This is a genomic window from Paenibacillus sp. PCH8 (assembly GCF_002968835.1).
Lineage (GTDB): Bacteria > Bacillota > Bacilli > Paenibacillales > Paenibacillaceae > Paenibacillus.
The window spans coordinates 2,801,840-2,820,588 of the sequence record NZ_PKQK01000001.1; the positions used below are offsets into that span (position 1 = coordinate 2,801,840).

The 18,749-nt window shown below is 46.3% G+C and carries 17 protein-coding genes and 1 pseudogene; 11 read left to right on the forward strand and 7 right to left on the reverse strand.

Annotated elements, in window-relative coordinates:
- Nucleotides 1-32: 32 nt before the first annotated feature.
- From C0Q44_RS11935 to C0Q44_RS11950, 4 genes are all read left to right on the forward strand, one after another.
- Nucleotides 33-2,330 carry an exosporium glycoprotein BclB-related protein gene (locus tag C0Q44_RS11935; RefSeq protein WP_105407420.1) on the forward strand — a complete coding sequence of 766 codons (2,298 nt, stop codon included), beginning with the start codon at nt 33-35 and terminating at the stop codon, nt 2,328-2,330.
- Between the two features lie 528 nt (nt 2,331-2,858).
- Nucleotides 2,859-3,797 carry a DUF5050 domain-containing protein gene (locus C0Q44_RS11940; protein WP_105407421.1) on the forward strand — a complete coding sequence of 313 codons (939 nt, stop codon included), beginning with the start codon at nt 2,859-2,861 and terminating at the stop codon, nt 3,795-3,797.
- Between the two features lie 246 nt (nt 3,798-4,043).
- Nucleotides 4,044-5,075, forward strand: coding sequence for an ABC transporter substrate-binding protein (locus tag C0Q44_RS11945; protein ID WP_105407422.1), 1,032 nt, complete (start codon nt 4,044-4,046; stop codon nt 5,073-5,075).
- 110 nt (nt 5,076-5,185) lie between these two features.
- On the forward strand, nt 5,186-6,793 hold the full coding sequence (locus C0Q44_RS11950) for a helix-turn-helix domain-containing protein (RefSeq protein WP_105407423.1): 1,608 nt from the start codon (nt 5,186-5,188) through the stop codon (nt 6,791-6,793).
- Between the two features lie 218 nt (nt 6,794-7,011).
- Here the strand turns inward: C0Q44_RS11950 and C0Q44_RS11955 are convergent, their stop codons facing one another.
- On the reverse strand, nt 7,012-7,365 hold the full coding sequence (locus C0Q44_RS11955) for a DoxX family protein (protein WP_105407424.1): 354 nt from the start codon (nt 7,363-7,365) through the stop codon (nt 7,012-7,014).
- Nucleotides 7,366-7,505: 140 nt separating this feature from the next.
- Between C0Q44_RS11955 and C0Q44_RS11960 the strand changes: the two genes are divergently transcribed.
- The 3 genes from C0Q44_RS11960 to C0Q44_RS11970 all read left to right on the forward strand — a co-directional run bounded on the left by C0Q44_RS11960 (nt 7,506) and on the right by C0Q44_RS11970 (nt 9,669).
- Nucleotides 7,506-7,889 (forward strand): winged helix-turn-helix transcriptional regulator, encoded by a 384-nt coding sequence (locus C0Q44_RS11960; RefSeq protein ID WP_105407425.1) that lies wholly within the window; start codon nt 7,506-7,508, stop codon nt 7,887-7,889.
- Between the two features lie 24 nt (nt 7,890-7,913).
- Entirely contained in the window at nt 7,914-8,954 is a 1,041-nt protein-coding gene (locus C0Q44_RS11965; protein WP_105407426.1) for an NAD(P)/FAD-dependent oxidoreductase, read from the forward strand.
- Between the two features lie 127 nt (nt 8,955-9,081).
- Nucleotides 9,082-9,669 carry an imm11 family protein gene (locus C0Q44_RS11970; protein WP_105407427.1) on the forward strand — a complete coding sequence of 196 codons (588 nt, stop codon included), beginning with the start codon at nt 9,082-9,084 and terminating at the stop codon, nt 9,667-9,669.
- A 61-nt stretch (nt 9,670-9,730) separates the two neighbouring features.
- On the opposite strand, the pseudogene C0Q44_RS11975 reads toward C0Q44_RS11970, so the two are convergent.
- Together C0Q44_RS11975 and C0Q44_RS30175 are read right to left on the reverse strand one after the other, a co-directional pair.
- Nucleotides 9,731-10,393 (reverse strand): annotated as a pseudogene (locus C0Q44_RS11975) (sulfurtransferase); the annotation flags it as partial.
- A complete protein-coding gene (locus tag C0Q44_RS30175) occupies nt 10,394-10,579 on the reverse strand; it encodes a hypothetical protein (protein WP_181150948.1) in 186 nt (61 codons plus the stop codon).
- A gap of 46 nt (nt 10,580-10,625) precedes the next feature.
- Here C0Q44_RS30175 and C0Q44_RS11980 point away from each other — a divergent pair, with 46 nt between their 5' ends.
- On the forward strand, nt 10,626-11,600 hold the full coding sequence (locus C0Q44_RS11980) for a DUF5050 domain-containing protein (protein WP_105407429.1): 975 nt from the start codon (nt 10,626-10,628) through the stop codon (nt 11,598-11,600).
- A gap of 109 nt (nt 11,601-11,709) precedes the next feature.
- On the opposite strand, the gene C0Q44_RS11985 is transcribed toward C0Q44_RS11980, so the two are convergent.
- Both C0Q44_RS11985 and C0Q44_RS11990 read right to left on the reverse strand, forming a co-directional pair.
- A complete protein-coding gene (locus C0Q44_RS11985; protein WP_105407430.1) occupies nt 11,710-12,546 on the reverse strand; it encodes a sulfurtransferase in 837 nt (278 codons plus the stop codon).
- A 63-nt stretch (nt 12,547-12,609) separates the two neighbouring features.
- A complete protein-coding gene (locus C0Q44_RS11990) occupies nt 12,610-13,554 on the reverse strand; it encodes a DMT family transporter (protein WP_105407431.1) in 945 nt (314 codons plus the stop codon).
- Between the two features lie 249 nt (nt 13,555-13,803).
- Here C0Q44_RS11990 and C0Q44_RS11995 point away from each other — a divergent pair, with 249 nt between their 5' ends.
- The 3 genes from C0Q44_RS11995 to C0Q44_RS12005 all read left to right on the forward strand — a co-directional run bounded on the left by C0Q44_RS11995 (nt 13,804) and on the right by C0Q44_RS12005 (nt 16,440).
- Nucleotides 13,804-14,706: a polysaccharide deacetylase family protein gene (locus C0Q44_RS11995; protein ID WP_258166257.1), complete on the forward strand. Its 903-nt coding sequence runs from the start codon at nt 13,804-13,806 to the stop codon at nt 14,704-14,706.
- 37 nt (nt 14,707-14,743) lie between these two features.
- Nucleotides 14,744-15,397, forward strand: coding sequence for a YkyA family protein (locus C0Q44_RS12000; protein WP_181150949.1), 654 nt, complete (start codon nt 14,744-14,746; stop codon nt 15,395-15,397).
- Between the two features lie 143 nt (nt 15,398-15,540).
- Nucleotides 15,541-16,440: a hypothetical protein gene (locus C0Q44_RS12005; RefSeq protein WP_105407434.1), complete on the forward strand. Its 900-nt coding sequence runs from the start codon at nt 15,541-15,543 to the stop codon at nt 16,438-16,440.
- 236 nt (nt 16,441-16,676) lie between these two features.
- On the opposite strand, the gene C0Q44_RS12010 is transcribed toward C0Q44_RS12005, so the two are convergent.
- Both C0Q44_RS12010 and C0Q44_RS12015 read right to left on the reverse strand, forming a co-directional pair.
- Nucleotides 16,677-17,849 (reverse strand): mannitol-1-phosphate 5-dehydrogenase, encoded by a 1,173-nt coding sequence (locus tag C0Q44_RS12010; protein WP_105407435.1) that lies wholly within the window; start codon nt 17,847-17,849, stop codon nt 16,677-16,679.
- A gap of 48 nt (nt 17,850-17,897) precedes the next feature.
- On the reverse strand, nt 17,898-18,566 hold the full coding sequence (locus C0Q44_RS12015; RefSeq protein ID WP_105407436.1) for an HAD family hydrolase: 669 nt from the start codon (nt 18,564-18,566) through the stop codon (nt 17,898-17,900).
- Between the last annotated feature and the right edge of the window lie 183 nt (nt 18,567-18,749).

Here is an 18,749-nt window from a genome sequence, read left to right on the forward strand (position 1 = left end):
GATAAAATCTACTCAAAAGAGGTGATGTAGCGATGAGCTTTTTATCAACAGGGCCAATAGAAAATAATTCGGTTAGCGGTGTAAGACCGACTCAGACAGTTACTGTCAGAATTGATAACCGCAGTGATGTGACAGCCTCAACGGTACAAATACAAGGGTATTACATGGATGGTGGAATAAGAGTTCTGTATGTCAGTGAGACTTTTAACATCGCACCAAATCAAGTGCTAACTAACAACTATTATGCCAATTTTGATGCTTTCGAGTTTACTTTTACAACAACAGCGATGGTTAATGATCCTATTCAAGTATCGGTATGGGGGAAGAGCACCACAGGCTCTTTGGTAACAGCCCATCGTTTGGTTTCTTCCGAATTGCTGGGTGAAATCCCAAGCATCACCGGAGCCACAGGCGCAACCGGGGCTACGGGTGCGACGGGTACAGCAGGCACAACGGGAGTGACAGGTGCGACGGGTACAGCAGGAACAACGGGAGTAACAGGTGCGACGGGAACAGCAGGTACAACCGGAGTAACAGGTGCGACAGGAACAGCAGGAACAACGGGAGTAACAGGTGCGACGGGAACAGCAGGTACAACCGGAGTAACAGGTGCGACAGGTACAGCAGGCACAACCGGAGTGACAGGTGCGACGGGTACAGCAGGTACAACCGGAGTGACAGGTGCGACAGGTACAGCAGGCACAACCGGAGTGACAGGTGCGACGGGTACAGCAGGTACAACCGGAGTGACAGGTGCGACGGGTACAGCAGGTACAACCGGAGTGACAGGTGCGACAGGTACAGCAGGTACAACCGGAGTAACAGGTGCGACAGGTACAGCAGGCACAACCGGAGTGACAGGTGCGACGGGCACAGCAGGTACAACCGGAGTAACAGGTGCGACGGGTACAGCAGGCACAACCGGAGTGACGGGAGCTACAGGAACAGCAGGCACAACCGGAGTGACGGGAGCTACAGGAACAGCAGGAACAACCGGAGTAACAGGAGCGACGGGAACAGCAGGTACAACCGGAGTGACAGGTGCGACGGGTACAGCAGGAACAACCGGAGTGACAGGTGCGACGGGAACAGCAGGCACAACCGGAGTAACGGGAGCTACAGGAACAGCAGGTACAACCGGAGTAACAGGAGCGACAGGAACAGCAGGAACAACTGGAGTAACGGGAGCTACAGGAACAGCAGGTACAACCGGAGTAACAGGAGCGACAGGAACAGCAGGAACAACTGGAGTGACAGGTGCGACAGGAACAACAGGAACAACGGGAGTAACAGGTGTGACGGGAACAGCAGGAACAACTGGAGTGACAGGTGCGACAGGAACAACAGGAACAACGGGAGTAACAGGTGTGACGGGAACAGCAGGAACAACTGGAGTGACAGGTGCGACAGGAACAGCAGGCACAACCGGAGTGACAGGTGCGACAGGAACAACAGGAACAACGGGAGTAACAGGTGCGACAGGAACAGCAGGTACAACCGGAGTAACGGGAGCTACAGGAACAGCAGGTACAACGGGAGTAACTGGTGTGACGGGAACAGCAGGTACAACCGGAGTAACGGGAGCTACAGGAACAGCAGGTACAACGGGAGTAACTGGTGTGACGGGAGCTACAGGTACAGCAGGTACAACTGGAGTGACAGGTGCGACGGGTACAGCAGGAACAACTGGAGTGACAGGTGCGACGGGCACAACTGGAGTGACAGGTGCGACGGGTACAGCAGGTACAACCGGAGTAACAGGCGCGACGGGTACAGCAGGCACAACCGGAGTCACAGGTGCGACAGGTTCTGGAGCAATCATTCCTTATGCATCAGGACTTCCAGTGGCGCTGACTACGGTATTAGGTGGACTTTTGAATACCTCAAGTTTAGTTGGTTTTGGTAACAATGCTACAGGAGTAAGTGTTAACGGAGGAATTATTGATCTCACAGGCGCTGCAGGCACACTGCTTAACTTCGCTTTCTCGGCATCTCGTGCAGGAACGATTACTTCACTGGCCGCTTATTTCAGTACGACAGCTGGACTTAGCTTGATTGCATCTACAGTAACCATAACTGCACAATTATTCCGTTCCACTACACCTAATAACTCCTTTACGGCTGTACCGGGTGCATTGGTAACCTTGGCTCCCCCATTGACTGGCGTTTTATCATTGGGCACAATATCCAGCGGATTGACTACAGGACTGAGTATTCCGGTAGCCGCCGGTGACCGCCTGCTTATGGTATTCTCTGCATCCGTAACAGCCGGAGTTGATGTGGCTACAACCTTAGCCGGATATGCAAGCGGCAGTCTTACCATCGCTTAACGAAAAATGGGCATATAACAAGTTCATAGACAGGGACCCCTTACGATGATTGTGAGAGGTCCCTGTTTATTGGTGAGCACAATTAGTAAAGCATAGCGCTATTGGATCGGATGTCGGCATTAGTACCAATGCTTCTAGAGAGAATCCGTTATTCCTTTGTTCTCGCGATAAACGTGATTATTCTGGACAGCAGGGAGGTTATCCCAGATAGGACTTCAAAACGGAATCCGCCCTTCTCATATCAAAAATCGAAACAGTGCGATCACCTACCGTTTGCTCCACGAGTGGTTTATATTCAGCGATTTTAGCGTCAGAGAGTGAGTTGCCTTCCTTCCATGAGCTGCTGAAACCAGCCTTTTATGTGGTGACGTTATTATATAATGATATTACTGGACTCTTGCAAAAAAACTGAAATAAAGCGCTTGTAATGCGATATACATATTCCGAAGTCTAAATGAATTGTGTTGCAAGTAAAAAACGATTTATAATAACAGATGTATAAAAATACATATTTTAGGGAGAGTCAAGATGGGAAAAAGATTGTTAGTAGCACTATTAAGTATGATCATGTTATTTGGAGTGGTACCCGCATATGGTGTTGGAACTTCTGGGAATTCTTTAATATGGGAGGGTTATAACGACAACGGAAGATTGGTGGGTATTAATTTCACTACGTTTACAGGCAAAAAAAGCACAACGAAATCTATTTATAATAAGCAAGCTTCACAGCAAAAAATTATTGGGAATTGGATTTATTTTTTAGTAGAGGACGAAGAAGATCATTATTCTATCGCTAAGATTAAAACAGATGGTTCGGCATTCGCTTATGTATCCCAAGATGATAATTTTGCAAGTTTTGATGTTGCTGGAGATACGATTTACTTTGTGAAAAGTGAATACAACGGTAATTTGTACGATGATTTGTCCTTTGGCTCAATGAAGACAGATGGTACGGAGAAACAGATTATTTTGCCTGTATCTCCTTTTTATAATTTTGAGATTAATAAAGAGTATGTATACTATACGGAGCGGCATACAGATTTGTTTTATCGTATGAAAAAAGATGGTACCGCAACTAAGGCATTATCCTCAAAAGGTGTGTCAGTATACAAATTTTATGGTAATGTGTTGTTTTTTTCTGAGATGATAGATGGAGGCTACAGTTCCAGAGGTGTCTTTGCAGAGTTGGATGGAACAAGGAAAGAGACATTTGCATCAGATGGTTACATTCATCCCTTAGCATATTTAAATAATAAGTTCTATTACCGAAAAAATACGATAGACAAAGTAGGCAATACTAAAAGTATTATTTATGTTTATAATCGCTATACAGGTAAGAAGAATAAATTTGCTTCTATAGATTATTATGATCGCTTTTTAGGACAAGTTGGAAACAGTCTTGCATTCCTAACCTATCCAAAAGGGGATGTGTATAAAATTGGGCTTGAGGGGAAAGTGAATAAATAAATCTGGTTAGATTCGCCCGCGTTCTTCGTGGGCTTTTTGTTACTTTCCAAAACGTTTCCCTGGTAGCACGGGATTCTTCTCATAAGTATCGAGTATCAAGACGGAAAATGTTGATGTCATGACCTCTCAATGATCTAAAGAAAATCGCCGAATTCTCCATGTGCAAAGAAGAGGGATGTCCTGTATTCTATTTTAAGTGATATTGATTCTCATTACTGAATACTGACAAGCGAGGAGATTTATTTAATGAAACGAAGAGGTACGTATAGCATCATGTCAGCAGCAATGATATTGCTGTTGGTCTTTATTATGGCGGGATGTGGCACACAAGCCGATAGCGGTTCGTCCACCGGAAGCCAGACGGCTTCGTCATCGACGGACGCAGGAACTGCGAGTCAGGAAGAGACGGCATCTGCCAGCGCTTCACAAACGAAATCTTTCACGGATTCTAACGGAACAAAAGAAATTCCCGTGGAGGCGCAGCGGGTTTTTTCTATCAGTGCAACAACGCAACTGTTGGCTCTGGGCATTACGCCGGTAGGCGGACTTCAATATGAAATTGATCAGGATTATTATTTGAAAAATGCTGCCAGCGAAGTTGAAATCGCCGGAGACTACCCACCTAATATGGAAGCAGTGACAGCACTTCAGCCTGATCTGATCATCGCATCCTCCTTTGTTGAATCGGATGTGATCGAACAATTGGAGAAAATCGCTCCAACGGTGATCTATCCATGGGAAGATAATCTGTACGATCAACTAAGATATATTGGCGATATCGTAGGCAAAAAAGCGGAAGAATGGATAACGAAACACGAGGCCAAAGCAGCAGAACGCAAAGCCGAGATGAGTAACCTGGTTGGAGCAGACCAGACGGTGGCGGCTGTTGAAATCTTCAAGGATTCATTCCAAGTCGCAGGCACTCGAAACATGGGGTTTGTATTGCACGACCTGCTTGGATTAAAGCGCATGGCATGGGTTCAGGAAGAGGTTGACAAAAGCGATGGATTCGTCGTGTACACGGAGCCGCAGTCACTGGAGAAATTACCTGAGATTACCGCGGATTATTTGATCATCAAGGTCAATGATACCCAACCGGGTTCAACGGAATTTTATGAGAAAATGCAGGAATCGAGCCTGTGGAAAAACCTCCCTGCGGTCAAAAACGGCAACGTCTTCATTGTTCCACATGACAAATGGTGGTCTTACACGTTATTCTCCACGGATGCTCTGCTAGATGAAGCGGTGGAATTGTTCAAAAAACATAATCAAAAATGAAGAGCTGGCGTAAAAGCTCCCTGTACATAGGGGGCTTTTCTGCATATCTGAATTGTCGTACAATAAGTTTTAGATGAGAATTGTTTTCATTTAGAAAAGGTGAACATACGGTGGATTGGCAGACCTTCGATTTGCCCATGGATAATATGCGTTTGTGTTGGATTGGGCTTGAAGTATATACGTTTCATTCGGGTATAGAACGCACGATGTTCGCACTCGACAATTATGTCCTATGGGTCATTGATGAGGGAGAAGGCATTGCCGTTATGGACGGACAACGCCTTCCGATTGTTCCTAGCAGCAGTATTCTGGTTCTTCCCGGAACGATCTTGGAGTGGGAACATCAACCTGGACATATCGTGCATGCACATAAGCTGGAATTTGATGCAGACTGGGAAGGAGATCCAGAGGAACATCCATTGGCAATGATCGGGAACCGAGTGGTTTCAATTCAGCCTTTGGCCAATCTGATGGAACTACTAGATCAAATTGCTGAGCTACTGACGACCGAGATGGGGATGGGCCGTTTTAGGCGAGGGATTTTACTACAGGAAGCGATTTTTCAATTTGCGGTCAATGCCTGTGCTAATCAGCCGGCGAATACTAAGGAGGCTGTGCTGCGGACCATCACTCATATGGAGGAAAATTACCAGCACAATTGGAAGGTGGGGGAGTTGGCTACTATCGCCTGCGTTGGCACGAGGCAGTATAGCCATATTTTCAGGCAGGTAACAGGAACAAGCCCAATGGATTATTTGCATCGCGTGCGAGTGGACCATGCCAAACGTTTGCTGCGATCATCAAGCCGAGACATGCACTCTATTGCCACACAGGTTGGATTCAAGGACGAGTTTTATTTCAGCCGCAGGTTCAAACAGCAAGAAGGCGTGTCTCCCAGCGTCTATGTCAAGAAACATGAGCCGCGTGTTATCGGCCTGCTGTTCACCTCCCATTTGCTTGCACTTGGAATGACGCCGATCGGAGCACCGGATTATCATTTGTTCCGCAACGAGTACGTTCGCCCATATTTGCCTGAGATGATACCGTTTGTGTGGGAGCCATACGATCTTGAGGCAATTCGCGAAATGGAACCTGATCTCATTTTGGGATATGAACATATGACGACTGGGGAATACGAACAATTTTCCACGATTGCCGAAGTAGTACGCATCCCCTGGCAATCTCAGGACGTATACCAACAGTTAGACAGCGTATCTGCCGTTGTTAACAAACGTAAGAGAAGCAGAGAGTGGATGGAACAACATCAGCTTAAAGTTGCCCAGACAAAGGAGCACCTCTGTTCCATTATCGGATTGCAAGATAACTATGCGGCACTGATGATCGATGATACAGGTTTTCGCGTGGCAGGAGACAGGAACATGGGGCATGTGCTGTACCGCTCCCTTCATTTGAAGCCTCATCCGCTCGTGCAGCAATTCATTAATGACTATAATGGTCATAACGCTTTCTCGGAAAAGCTTCCATTCGAAGAACTCCGCTATTATGACGCGGATCGATTGTTCATCATGGTTAATGGGCAAAATCCGCGAGCCGAAGCCGCCTTTCGCAAGCTGTGTCGTTCGGAAGTATGGAGGAGCTTGAATGTTGTTCGTAATAGAAACGTACATAAGGTATCCTACGACAAATGGTGGATGTACACACCGCTGGCGGTTGATGGGCAATTGGGCGAGATGATCAAGTTAGTGGAGAATGGCTAATCGACTAAGGCGTGTCTGAAAACTCCAAAGGAAGCAGATTTTGCTGAATTTTCGTTCCAAGCAAGGAAGTTTTCCGCAGGCGTGCCGGGGCACGTCAAGGGGAAGTGACGCTGTGTGGGGCGAAAAGGCGGTAAAAGATGCACTTCAGCGAGTTTTGAGACACGTCCTAATATATGAACACAACGGATAAAACACATCAGAGCTGTCCCCCGGTTCCTTTATAGTCTTCCAAAGGCTACAATCAACGTTAGAACTATAAAAAAGATATTCACGCCGATTTCCCGGTACTCTTTACGGCTAATATGAAACAGCATACCGAGGAGTGCTACCACTGCCAATGCGATTGCGGTAATCGGCGTAAGCACCGGAGCTATGTTCAGCGCCCACGGCAAAACAATGCCCAGCGCTCCGAGTAGCTCCGCGATTCCGATCAGAACAACTAGACTTTTCGGCACATCATTGACCCAGGCCCATGTCTTTGTTGACGACTCGATACGAATGGTTTTCATCCATCCTGAATATACGAAGCCTGCTGCCAATATGATTTGTACGATCCATAACATCACATTCATCTTTTCTTTTCCCCTCACTTGTTCAATTTGGATGTCTGCCTCTATACTAAAGTGAGAGAGCACAATCAGGAAGTAGGCACTTAAACCTAACCAGGTAACCAAAAGTAAACCTTGGCATGATCAGAGAGCGAGGAATAAGAATGACGGTGTATTGCAAATTCGGAACGGCGCTGGAAATCCTCACGGGCAAATGGAAATCATTGATTCTTCTACGACTACTGAGCAACGGTACAATGCGGTTCAGCGAATTACAAAAAGCCATTCCAGATATTTCGAAAAAGATGCTGACCCAGCAGTTAAAAGAACTGGAGTATCACGATATTGTGCATCGGGAAGTGTATGCGCAAATTCCGCCTAAGGTTGAATACTCGATTACGGAGTACGGACAGCTCATGAAACCTGTGCTCCAGACAATGAGCGACTGGGGAGCCGGGCATGTGCAGCATATGGGAGAGCTCTACGGCAAAGAAGATGAAATAGGAGAAAACCCATCCAAACTTCGGAAAATTGATTCCTTGGGGTGATAGGGTGACAAAGGAGAGTCAGTTTTGGATAAACAAAAAATTGTGATTGTTGGTGCAGGGATTGTTGGGGCGTGTATGGCCTATCACCTAGCCAAACGAAATCAAGATGTTACCGTTATTGAACGACACCCCGCTGCGGCGCGTGAAGTCACGGAAAAATCATTTGCCTGGATACATACGACTCATAGGGTAGCTCCGGAATACTGGCATTTGTATGATGCAGCTGTGGAAGAATATCACACACTTCAGCAAGAGCTGTCCGAACTGGAAATTCATTGGCATGGAGCGCTAACTTGGGACACTCCGCCTCTAAGGGAGCAACATCGCTCTCAAAAATTAAACCGGGAGCAGCTTGAGGCATTGGAGCCGAATCTGAAGGAATATCCGGATGAAGCGATATTTGTCAGCGAAGAAGGTGCGGTGGACCCTATAGCGGTAACGGAGCTGTTGTTGAGCAAAGCGCAAGCGTACGGAGCAAGAATTCAGTTCGGCACCAACGTTACAGAGCTGCAGCAAGAGGGTTCCAGCCTGGTTGGCGTTCATACGTCCAAGGGTTTTGTGGAGTCGGATATCGTGGTATTGGCCACAGGTACAGGTACCCCCGAACTTTGTAACCCGTTAGGTTGTCACGTGCCGGTAACGTCGTCACCTTCGATTCTGATTCGGATGAAAACTGCAAATAAACTGATACACACATTAATCTCCAATGCGCAATTTGAAGCGCGTCAACTGACGGATTATACGCTGCTGGCTGCGGAAGATTATATCGACGAGTCGGAGGAAAACGGTCCAGAGGCGGTCGGTAAGCGAGCGTTCGATACATTGCGTCGCAGTTTGAAGTACGGAAATCAACTGGAACTGGAAAGCATACAGGTCGGATGGAGACCCATGCCTGAAGACGGCTATCCGATCGTAGGCTTCCAAGATCACATACAGGGACTTTATCTGACGGTAATGCATTCTGCAATTACGCTGGCGCCGCTGATTGCGCATCTGTCTGCAAGTGAAATCATTGATGGGGAATCAAGAAATGAATTAGACCCTTGTCGACTCTCCCGGTTTTAGGACTACTCCACAACGAAAAAGTACACCAAGATAAGAGGAATCTAGCTTGTCTTGGTGTTTTATTTATCGCTATTTGACCCGTATATTTGATTGAAAAGCACTTCATTCGGAAAGGAGACTTCATTCTATGAACTATTTTTTTTTGGAATCTCAATATCCACGTAGAGGGTTTATTAGTGGAGGAACTACCTTCACTCCCCAATTAGATATGAATTATTTGGCGATAGAGAATCCGTTGCCAGAGGGGACAACGGCAGAGGTTGAGTTACTGTCTACGGTGCGCAACCTGAAAGTAGATTATTTTGAGACGATCACAGGAACGAGACTCGTATCAGATCGTTTTAAAACGCTGTTGGAGGAAGCTAAAACAAATGCCCAGTTTATTCCGACAACTGTGTGTTACCACGACGGTCGTTCGGTTGAAAAAACCTATTGGCTTGCACATCAGCTTGATCGTTTGGATGTTTTTGATTATGAACGTTCGGAATATGGGCGCAAAGCGGTCATTGCTGTATCTGTACAACAGCCTCCACGTAAGAACGTCAAAGTTGTATCTCGAATCTGCCTTCATGAAGAGCGAATTGGAGAGCACGAATTTTTTATGCTGTATTATATAAATATCTTCAAACCCATTGTTTCAAAAGATTTTTACGAAGTATGCCGAAAACATAGGCTGAATCTGAACGTTACAGAAGTTGGGAATTTAAGCATCTAAAATTCTACATGGATATAATGAAATTACAAAGAAACCCGCGTTTGGCGTGGGCTCTTTGTCTTTATTTTTCCCCCGCCGCCACCGGATTCTCTTCATAACTAATCCAGTCACTCCAGCTCCCGGAATACAACTTCACATTCGAGTATCCCGCTTCTTCCAGCGCAATCACGTTCGGGCAGGCTGACACGCCGGAGCCGCAGTAAACGATAATCGCACCATCCTTGTCTAGCTTATTGAAACGTTCTTCTAATGCGCCAGTCCAACGTCCCTCTGCACCCAACACATCTTTCCAAAAATAGTTCAACGCCCCTGGAATATGTCCAGCCTTGGCATCAATCGGTTCCTCCAGACCGGCGAAGCGGCGAGCATCGCGAGAATCGATGAGCACAGAAGAAGCATCAGCCGAGGCTTGTTGTACATCCTCCAAACTTGCCAGCATCTGAGGTTGAACGTTTACCTCAAAGGAAGACGGAATCTGAACCGGCACATCCGTAGTCACCGGGAACTTGGCATTTTGCCAAGCGGAGAAACCTTCGTCCATGACATATACCTGCTCATGTCCCATGTAGCGAAGCAGCCACCATAGCCGAGATGCATTCATCCCGCCTTGGTCATCGTAGGCAATAATGCGTGCATTGGAGCCAATCCCTGCTTTGGAGAGGCGACTTGCGAGTTCAGCCGGATCAGGAAGTGGGTGACGTCCTCCGTGCGCAAATCCCATGGGTTACAAGTACCCTTCCCAGCGGTCAGACGAAGGGGTCATGGAGGAATCCACCATCAGAACACCGATGCCTGCACCAAAGTTGGCCATATAAAGGAAAAACTTTTCTCTGCCAGCAATCATTTTATATTGAATTTTGAAAGTGAAATCGGAATCGAGAGAGAATGATTGTGTTATATGTAAATACAATTTACAATAATGACTGTAGAAAAATACATATTTTAGGGAGAGTTAGATGAAAAAAAAGTATATAATAGCGTTGTTAATTGTGATTATGTTGTTTGGAGTAGTACCCGCATATGGGGCGGGAGCTCCTGGAGATTCTCTAGTTTGGGATAGTGATAATGAGTTTAAAAGATTCTTTGGAATTAACGTTACGACATTCACAGATAACCAAAGCACAACAAAGACGATTTATCCTAAGCATGTTCGAGATTCAAAAACGGTTGGAGAGTGGATATATTTCTTGGTAGCGGATGGGACAGATGAGTGGTTTTATCAGATCGCTAAAATTAAAAAAGATGGTTCAGCATTTACTTATATAAGCCAGGATGCAGATTTTTCAAGTATTGAAGTTGTAGGAGATACGATTTACTTTTTGAAAAGGAGAAAAGGCGAGGATTTACAAACTCCTTTGTCTTTTGGCTCAATGAGAACAGATGGCACGAAGGAAAAGATTGTTATGTCTAAACCTCCTTTTAACGATATTGGAATTAATAAATTTATCAGGATTAATAAAGGGTATATATACTATAAAGACTATGGTAATGGCAAATTGTATCGTATGAAGAAAGATGGTACAGGAGCTAAGGTAATATCCTCAAAAGGTGTGTCGACATACGAATTTTATGGCGATGTTTTGTTTTTTTCGGAGGTGGTGGAAGGACGCTATAATGACAGTTATATAGGTGTCCTTGCAGATCTGAATGGAACTAGAAAAAAAACATTTGTCTCGAAAGAGGATAGTCTTTACCCTATGGCATATGTCGATAATAAGTTCTATTATACAACTGATAAGCCCCAAGATAACTTAGGCAATTTTAAGAGTGATATGCATGTTTATAATGGCTATACAGGTAAAAAGAACAAGTTGCTTTCTTTGGATACTAATGATCGGTTTTTGGGAAAAGTAGAGGGTGGTTTTGCATTTCTGTCTTTTAAGAAAGAAACCGTGTATAAGGTTGGATTTGATGGGAAAGTGAAAAAATAATAATTAGCCCTGATCCATGAAAAAACAGATAGACTATTGAAGAAGAGATTTTAGACACTAGTGAAAGCCCACGGTGAGCGTGGGCTTTTTGTACTTTCCTACACTTATTTTATTTTTCCCCTGTAGCCACCGGATTCTCCTCATAACTGATCCAATCGCTCCAGCTCCCGGAATACAACTTCACATTCGTATATCCCGCTTCTTCCAGCGCAACCACATTCGGGCAGGCTGATACGCCGGAGCCACAATACACGATGATCGCGCCATCCTTGTCCAGCTTACTGAAACGTTCTTCTAACACCTCAGTACCTGTCCAACGTCCATCCCAATCCAACACATCTTTCCAAAAATAATTCACCGCACCCGGAATATGTCCGGCCTTCGCATCAATCGGTTCCTCCAGACCGGCGAAGCGTCGAGCATCGCGAGAATCGATCAACACAGCGCTGCCAGTTACCGAGGCTTGTTGCACATCTTGCACACTTGCCAGCATCTGCGGCTGTACGTTCACTTCAAAGGAAGACGGGATCTGCACGGGCACATCCGTGGTCACCGGGAACTTGGCATTTTGCCAAGCGGAGAAGCCTTCGTCCATGATATACACCTGCTCATGACCGATGTAGCGAAGCAACCACCACAATCGTGAGGCATTCATGCCGCCTTGATCATCGTAGGCAATAATGCGTGCATTGGAGCCAATTCCTGCTTTGGAGAGGCGACTTGCGAGCACAGCTGGATCAGGAAGCGGGTGACGTCCTCCGTGCGCAGATACAGGAGAGGACAGATCTTTTTCCAAATCCAGATAGACTGCCCCTGGAATATGTCCAGCTTCATATGCTTGTCGTCCAGCATCCGGTTGACCGAGCAGGAATCGACAATCTGCAATGACGACATCCGGTTCATACATTCTGGCAAGCAGCCAGCGCATGGATACAATATTTTTCATGGAAATACACCGCCTTATGAGAGTGGTAGAGTCGTTTATAACTATGCATTACGAAAAAATACGTTATACCGTTGTAGGTTCAATAGGCCCTTCACCAGCGATAGGAGCGTCGTCGGGAATCGGCTGAGGTTTGGTTTTGCCATATCGAATGAAGACCCATACTCCGAATATAATGACGACCCCGGCAGACATCTGTATTGCACTGAGGGATTCGCCGAGCAACATCCAGGCCAGTAATGAAGAGAATACGGGTTCCCCAAGTACGCCCATGGATACCGTCGTGGCATTCATATATTGAAGCAGCCAGTTGAAGAGATAGTGTCCGAAGATCGTGGGCACAATGGCGAGCAGCAGGAAGATTCCCCACTCCGATGCAGCGTAACCCCCGAACGAATGGCCCATGATCAGATTATATACCGCCAGCGTACAAGCAGCGACAAAGAATACCCAGAAGTTGTACGAAAATGCACTAAGTCCCGCACGCAAAAATTGACCCAGCAGCATATGAACGGCGACGGCGATTGTTCCAAGCAAAGACAGGACATCACCTTGCAGTGCAGTACCTGCTAACTGGAAGTCTCCTGCACCAATGACGATCGAGCCAAGCAGGGCGATGCCCATGCCGATGATCATCATGCGGTTAATTTTGGCTTTGAACAGCCATACCGAACCCGCGAGAATCAGTATAGGCTCCAGCGCGAGAATAACCGTGGAACTGGCAACACTCGTGAGCCGCAGTGATCCCATCCAGAGCAGGAAATGCAGGGCCAACATTACACCGGAAGCAAGCAGCAGTCCCCACTGTCGAAAGCTCAATCGCATCATCTCATGTCTGTACTTCCAGACGAAAGGGAGCATGAGCAGATTGGTCAGAAATAAACGGTACATGGCAATGACCGCAACATCTGCGGTAGACCAGCGTACAAAGATCGAGGAGAAAGAAATGGCGATAATGCCGACAAAGAATAGCAGATAGATAGATCTGCCGGCACGATTCGAGCTTGTCATGGGTGTAGCTCCTTCTTGAAGTCTGATGGCGTAAATCACTTCATTATACAGGAGAAGATACCTGCAGGAAAGATCATTAAGAGATGAATATACGGATAGAGTGAGAAGAGATAAGCAGATTGTAACCGGGCTTGTAACTATTCTGTCATTCTCCCAAACGATTTTTCTATTAATCTTTTATATAGAGACATGAAACGAGATAATATACCAAAAATCGGGAAAAAATGAAAGTAAGGAAGTGGCATGACAGTGAGAGTCCAACAAGAGAGAGCGGGAGAACGTGGCAGTATTCCGCCTAGCACAAGTCGCACGAAAACACACAAACGAAGAAAAATCCGGTATGGAAGGGTGAGCATAGCGCTAATGCTCGTGGTACTGTTCGTTATCGGTATTACATATGTATTCCTTGGAATGACGCATTGGATCAAAAGCGTTGTAGCACCACCTCCAATTACTGTAATCGAACAACCCGCCAAGCTCGGCATGATACAAGTTACTCCGGATGCGAAGGAGGAGCCGGCACGGTTCCAGGGTCAGGTTCGCAAATTGGCATACATAACGTTTGATGATGGGCCAACGGAATATACGGAACAGCTGCTGGATATATTGAAGCAACATGAGGCGAAGGCGACATTTTTCATGATCGGACGTCAGTTGAATCAGCATCCAGAAGCAGTGAAACGGCTGTTGAAGGAAGGCAGTTATCCTGGACTCCACAGCATCACACATAACTACAAAAAGCTGTATAAGAGCGGCAGTTCTGCAAATTTTGTGAAAGAGTTCAAGAAAGAGCAGAAGATGGTGCATGATCTGATTGGTTTTACGCCTCATCTGATTCGTGCACCTTATGGCAGCAGTCCACAGATCGGTGAGACGTTCAGAGGTGATATTGCTGCAGCCGGGTTCAAAATGTGGGATTGGACGACAGATTCACTCGATTGGAATCTTCCGGGTCAGCCGGACAAGATTGTGGCACGAGTGAGCAAAAGTGTACATCGCGACAAGGAAGTGATTCTGATGCATGAGCGTGAGCAGACGGTTCAGGCGTTGCCACGGATTCTGAAATTGCTGGAAGATCGGGGTTACGAGTTCGAAGTATACGATCCGGATGCACACTGGGTAGCCAATTTCAGCGGAGATAGCCGCTTATAATATAACAACAAGATGATACATGAGAGGAAGGGCTTGGGTGCTAACGAGTAAAAAAGTGGCGCTTGCGGCAGTTAGCGTATGGCTAATTCTGCTGGTAAGCGGTTGTGGAGAGCCGCAGGAGCCTGCGGCAAATCAGGTGAATCAATTGGTATTAAGCGGTCAGAAGATTGATCAGAGCCTGAAGGACTTATCCCGTCTTGAGCAGGAAGATATGGCGTTATACAAATCTGTTTTAGATAAAGGAAAGAACAAAAATAGTGATATCGAAGCGCTGCTGGATCAGGCGGGAAACCATATTAATGAGCGAAGAATGGTGCTGAAGCAAGCGGAGGGGGTCATGAAACAGACTAACGAAGACACCGCGGACCTGCGCGTTTCCCTGAAAGAACTGTCATTTGAAAACGAAGAGACACTGGCTCAGGCTGAGAAGGTGCTGGATCAATATGAAGCTAGAGCACGGACATTTGAGAATTTTGTAGTTTCGTATCAACACAGTCTGGAAGCAGATGAGCAGTTATATGGGCTGATGAGGAAAAGTGTTGATCCTAATCTGGTTAAGATCAAGCGGGCTATCCGGGTTCGAAATAGTGAATATACGAAGCTCGCTGAAATCCGAAAACAATTCAATTTACAGACCAAAGCCTTCAACGGAGCCAATGCCAAACTGGTACAGATGGATCAGGAAGGTTGAATAGAGGACCTCAAGCATTTGTTCGAACATTTTGCATGATTGATCTGCCTGTCTCCCGTGTAAATACTAGTATACAGCCAAACCAATGGATGAGAAGCAACATGGACAAGCATCATTGCGTATAAGCTAACGGAGGTGTTCATATGCGAAAAGTACGAAAAGATAATACAATAAAAGTCAGTGCATCCCTGCTGGTTTTACTTATGGGATTCTCGCTTGTAGCCTGTGGGAATAGTAATCCTGCTGTACAGCCACCTGTGAATAATACGGAGGAACAGTCACCAGCGCCGGGGCAACAGCCGGAGGAAAGTGCTGCAATAGAAGCGGAAGGCATCCTGACCGGATGGGCTGATCCGCACACCGTGGAGATTCGTGTTAACGAAGAGCCGATGTCATTTCAGGTGGGCGAAGGTCTGCAGAAGTCCCTGGATGATATGGATGATGAAGACTCGGTTCGTTTCAAATATGTAGAGAAAACCATCGATGCAACGACCAAACAGTTGATACTCACAGAGATTGCCAAAATTGAATCGATTGATGACAACAACGGTTCCAATGCAGGCGGTGTGATAACATCGGATCGTCCGAAGACGGCGGAGTTGGAAGTGACGGTCGAAGGCATGACCGAGAAGCGCCCGGTGACACTGGCTCAAGCAAAAGGGTATTCACTCTATGTATTCGAGCCGATGGCTTTTGACGTAGAAGACCATGAATTAACAATGAAGATTGACCCGGATTATGAGGTAGAGATTGAGAAGCTGCCGGCGGATTTCAATCTGGATGTTCTGAAGATGGATGCCAAGGAAGAGTTGTCGGAGACTGGGGAAGTAAAGGAGTTAACATCTGAACAGCTCAACAACGGGCCGATGAAGGATGCCAAACTGTTCATGATGTCCCAGAATGATAGGAAGACACAGTATTTTATAGTTAAAGAACTGGATGGAAAGGGGTTCATTTTCCACATCAACGCACCTGTTGGTGAACCTTCTGAAGGTTTCTTGCCTATGGTCTATGCGTCCCTTAATTCTATCATGAAAGAATAGACTGGGCCTGATGTGTAGTATCATAACGAGTCGATCCATGAAATAAACCTGATTAACATGATCCATATCCATATCGTGAAACAGCGTGTTTCCTCCAAAGAGGTGACACGCTGTTTTGTTGAATATCAACGTGAAAAGAGCCGGAAAGAACGCTACAGTGCACAGGTTCCTCCCGGCTTCTTCGCCGTGTTTCTATTCTGTTAGCGGGATTAGCCCAATGTCTTTCCAAAGTATACTCAGGTTAATATGGTCAATTCCTTGCTCCCTTTGAGTTCTTGATAACGGGCGATCACTTGTTGATGAACGGGGTGTTCTTCGGGAATGCCCATGCGTTCGCGGATGAAAGTAGAGACGCCATCTTCACAAATCATGTGCTGGAGTTTCATAGCTTCCTCGTCACGTTCGTCATTGAACAGCATTGCGGCCGCCATGGCAGAAGTTAAATGAGGAATATCAATTCCGAATTCACTGGCCTGCATCGCTGGGCGAACAAGCCGATCATGAGGCGAAAGCTTGCGAAGGGGGGAACGTCCGACCCGGGTGACCTGATCCGTCAGATTCGGATTGGCAAAGCGTTCCAATATGGTGTCGATATATTTGCTGTGCTTCTGAGCGTTGAATCCATGTTTCTGGATGAGCATCTCACCAGTCTCTTCCATAACTTGACGTACCTTGGAACGAAGCGTGGAGTTACTCATCACCTGCCGGATGGTCTTGAATCCTTTGAGATATCCGAAGTATGCAGCGACACAGTGTCCCGTATTAACCGTAAACATCTTACGCTCAATATAAGGTTCAAGCGAATCCACATAATGGACGCCATTGATTTCCTTGAAACCCTCCAGCATTGCAGGACGATGAACAATCCATTCGTAAAAAGGTTCAACAGTGACCTGCAGCGGGTCTTTGTGGTTCTGAGCCGGAACAATCCGGTCCACAGCTGCATTGGGGAAAGAAACATAACGTTCGGCTTTGGTACGGGTTTGTTCATCAAGGAATGGAAAGATGCGTTTCTTCAGCCGGGTACTACCGCCGATGGCATTCTCACATGCGATAATGTGCAGTGGTGCCTGATTATTGGTTTTCATGCGGAGTTGAATGCCTTTGGCGATGGGTTCGGCGATATCGCCGAGTGCGGATACGCCTACAGCGGTGGTAATCAGATCCGCTGTAGCGATCTCTTCAGCTACACGATCCTGCTCACTTACGTTGATGGCAGTCACATTGTTAACCATCGTGGTATCCTGATCTGCGTTGGCAAGTGTAATCGGATATTCCTGTCTCTGTTGGAGCATGGAGATTTTCTTAGGGTTACGTGCGACAAAGCAGACTTCATAGTCGGAAGCGGACAACATATGACCGATAAAACCGCGGCCTATATTGCCCGCACCAAAATGTACAGCTTTCATGTGTGAACTCCCCCTTCAAAGATTGAATTTCGAAATTCGTGCAGGACCTTAGACGGTAGCAACGAGTGGCTTCGAGATCAAATCGTTAAATTCGAGGTCAGTCAAGCAAGACAGCCGTTGGTGAGGCATATCAAATTCCAGTGTTCCTGTAATGGTATTCGAGATGACTACGCAGTGCATACCAGCCGCAGCAGCTGCACGCGCGCCGTTAGGTGAATCCTCAATCGCTACGGCTTCGTCTGCAGTTACTCCAAGGGCTTCAAGCGCTTGATTGTATAGTTCCGGGTCAGGCTTCACATGGGCAACATCATCTGCCGTGCGGATGACTTCAAAATAATCCTTCAAGTTCAGTTGTTCCAGGTGCTGCTCTACCCAGTCTCGTTTGGAGCTGGAGGCTACAGCCAGTTTCAGTCCGGCTTTACGTGCTTCATCCAGATAGTTCTGAATGCCTGGACGAACCTGTTCTTTGTTCATCAATGCAGCGTGCTGTAGCTGAACAGACTTCCTGAACGCTTCCCGATCGATCGGAAGATTCAAATCTGTGATGAGGTACTCATAAGGATTAAATGTTTTCAGACTGGTACCGATGCATTGTGAATACATCTCCAGAGTTAGATCCACGCCGTGTTCCTTGTAAGCATCACGAAAAGCAATATACCACGCTGTCTCTGTATCAATAATCGTTCCGTCGAAATCAAAAACCAGTGCCTTAATCATAAATTTGTTCCTCCTGTTTCAGAATTGATTTGGTAATTGAATGAAATGAAAGTTTTCTGCAAATTCATTCCTGTATATTCATTAACCTGCGGGATGTTAGTTGACGCAGTAACCCGGAAATAATGATTAATCTGGGAAAAAATATGCGGTGAAGCTAATAAAACCGTAACATAGGACAAACTG

Bases quoted from the DNA above. Each gene is read 5' to 3' on its own strand.
- C0Q44_RS11990 (WP_105407431.1), bottom strand. From the start codon at position 13,554: ATGACAAGCTCGAATCGTGCCGGCAGATCTATCTATCTGCTATTCTTT.
- C0Q44_RS11985 (WP_105407430.1), bottom strand. From the start codon at position 12,546: ATGAAAAATATTGTATCCATGCGCTGGCTGCTTGCCAGAATGTATGAA.
- C0Q44_RS11955 (WP_105407424.1), bottom strand. From the start codon at position 7,365: ATGAATGTGATGTTATGGATCGTACAAATCATATTGGCAGCAGGCTTC.
- C0Q44_RS12015 (WP_105407436.1), bottom strand. From the start codon at position 18,566: ATGATTAAGGCACTGGTTTTTGATTTCGACGGAACGATTATTGATACA.
- C0Q44_RS11945 (WP_105407422.1), top strand. From the start codon at position 4,044: ATGAAACGAAGAGGTACGTATAGCATCATGTCAGCAGCAATGATATTG.
- C0Q44_RS11960 (WP_105407425.1), top strand. From the start codon at position 7,506: ATGACGGTGTATTGCAAATTCGGAACGGCGCTGGAAATCCTCACGGGC.
- C0Q44_RS11940 (WP_105407421.1), top strand. From the start codon at position 2,859: ATGGGAAAAAGATTGTTAGTAGCACTATTAAGTATGATCATGTTATTT.
- C0Q44_RS12010 (WP_105407435.1), bottom strand. From the start codon at position 17,849: ATGAAAGCTGTACATTTTGGTGCGGGCAATATAGGCCGCGGTTTTATC.
- C0Q44_RS11970 (WP_105407427.1), top strand. From the start codon at position 9,082: ATGAACTATTTTTTTTTGGAATCTCAATATCCACGTAGAGGGTTTATT.
- C0Q44_RS11980 (WP_105407429.1), top strand. From the start codon at position 10,626: ATGAAAAAAAAGTATATAATAGCGTTGTTAATTGTGATTATGTTGTTT.
- C0Q44_RS11935 (WP_105407420.1), top strand. From the start codon at position 33: ATGAGCTTTTTATCAACAGGGCCAATAGAAAATAATTCGGTTAGCGGT.
- C0Q44_RS12005 (WP_105407434.1), top strand. From the start codon at position 15,541: ATGCGAAAAGTACGAAAAGATAATACAATAAAAGTCAGTGCATCCCTG.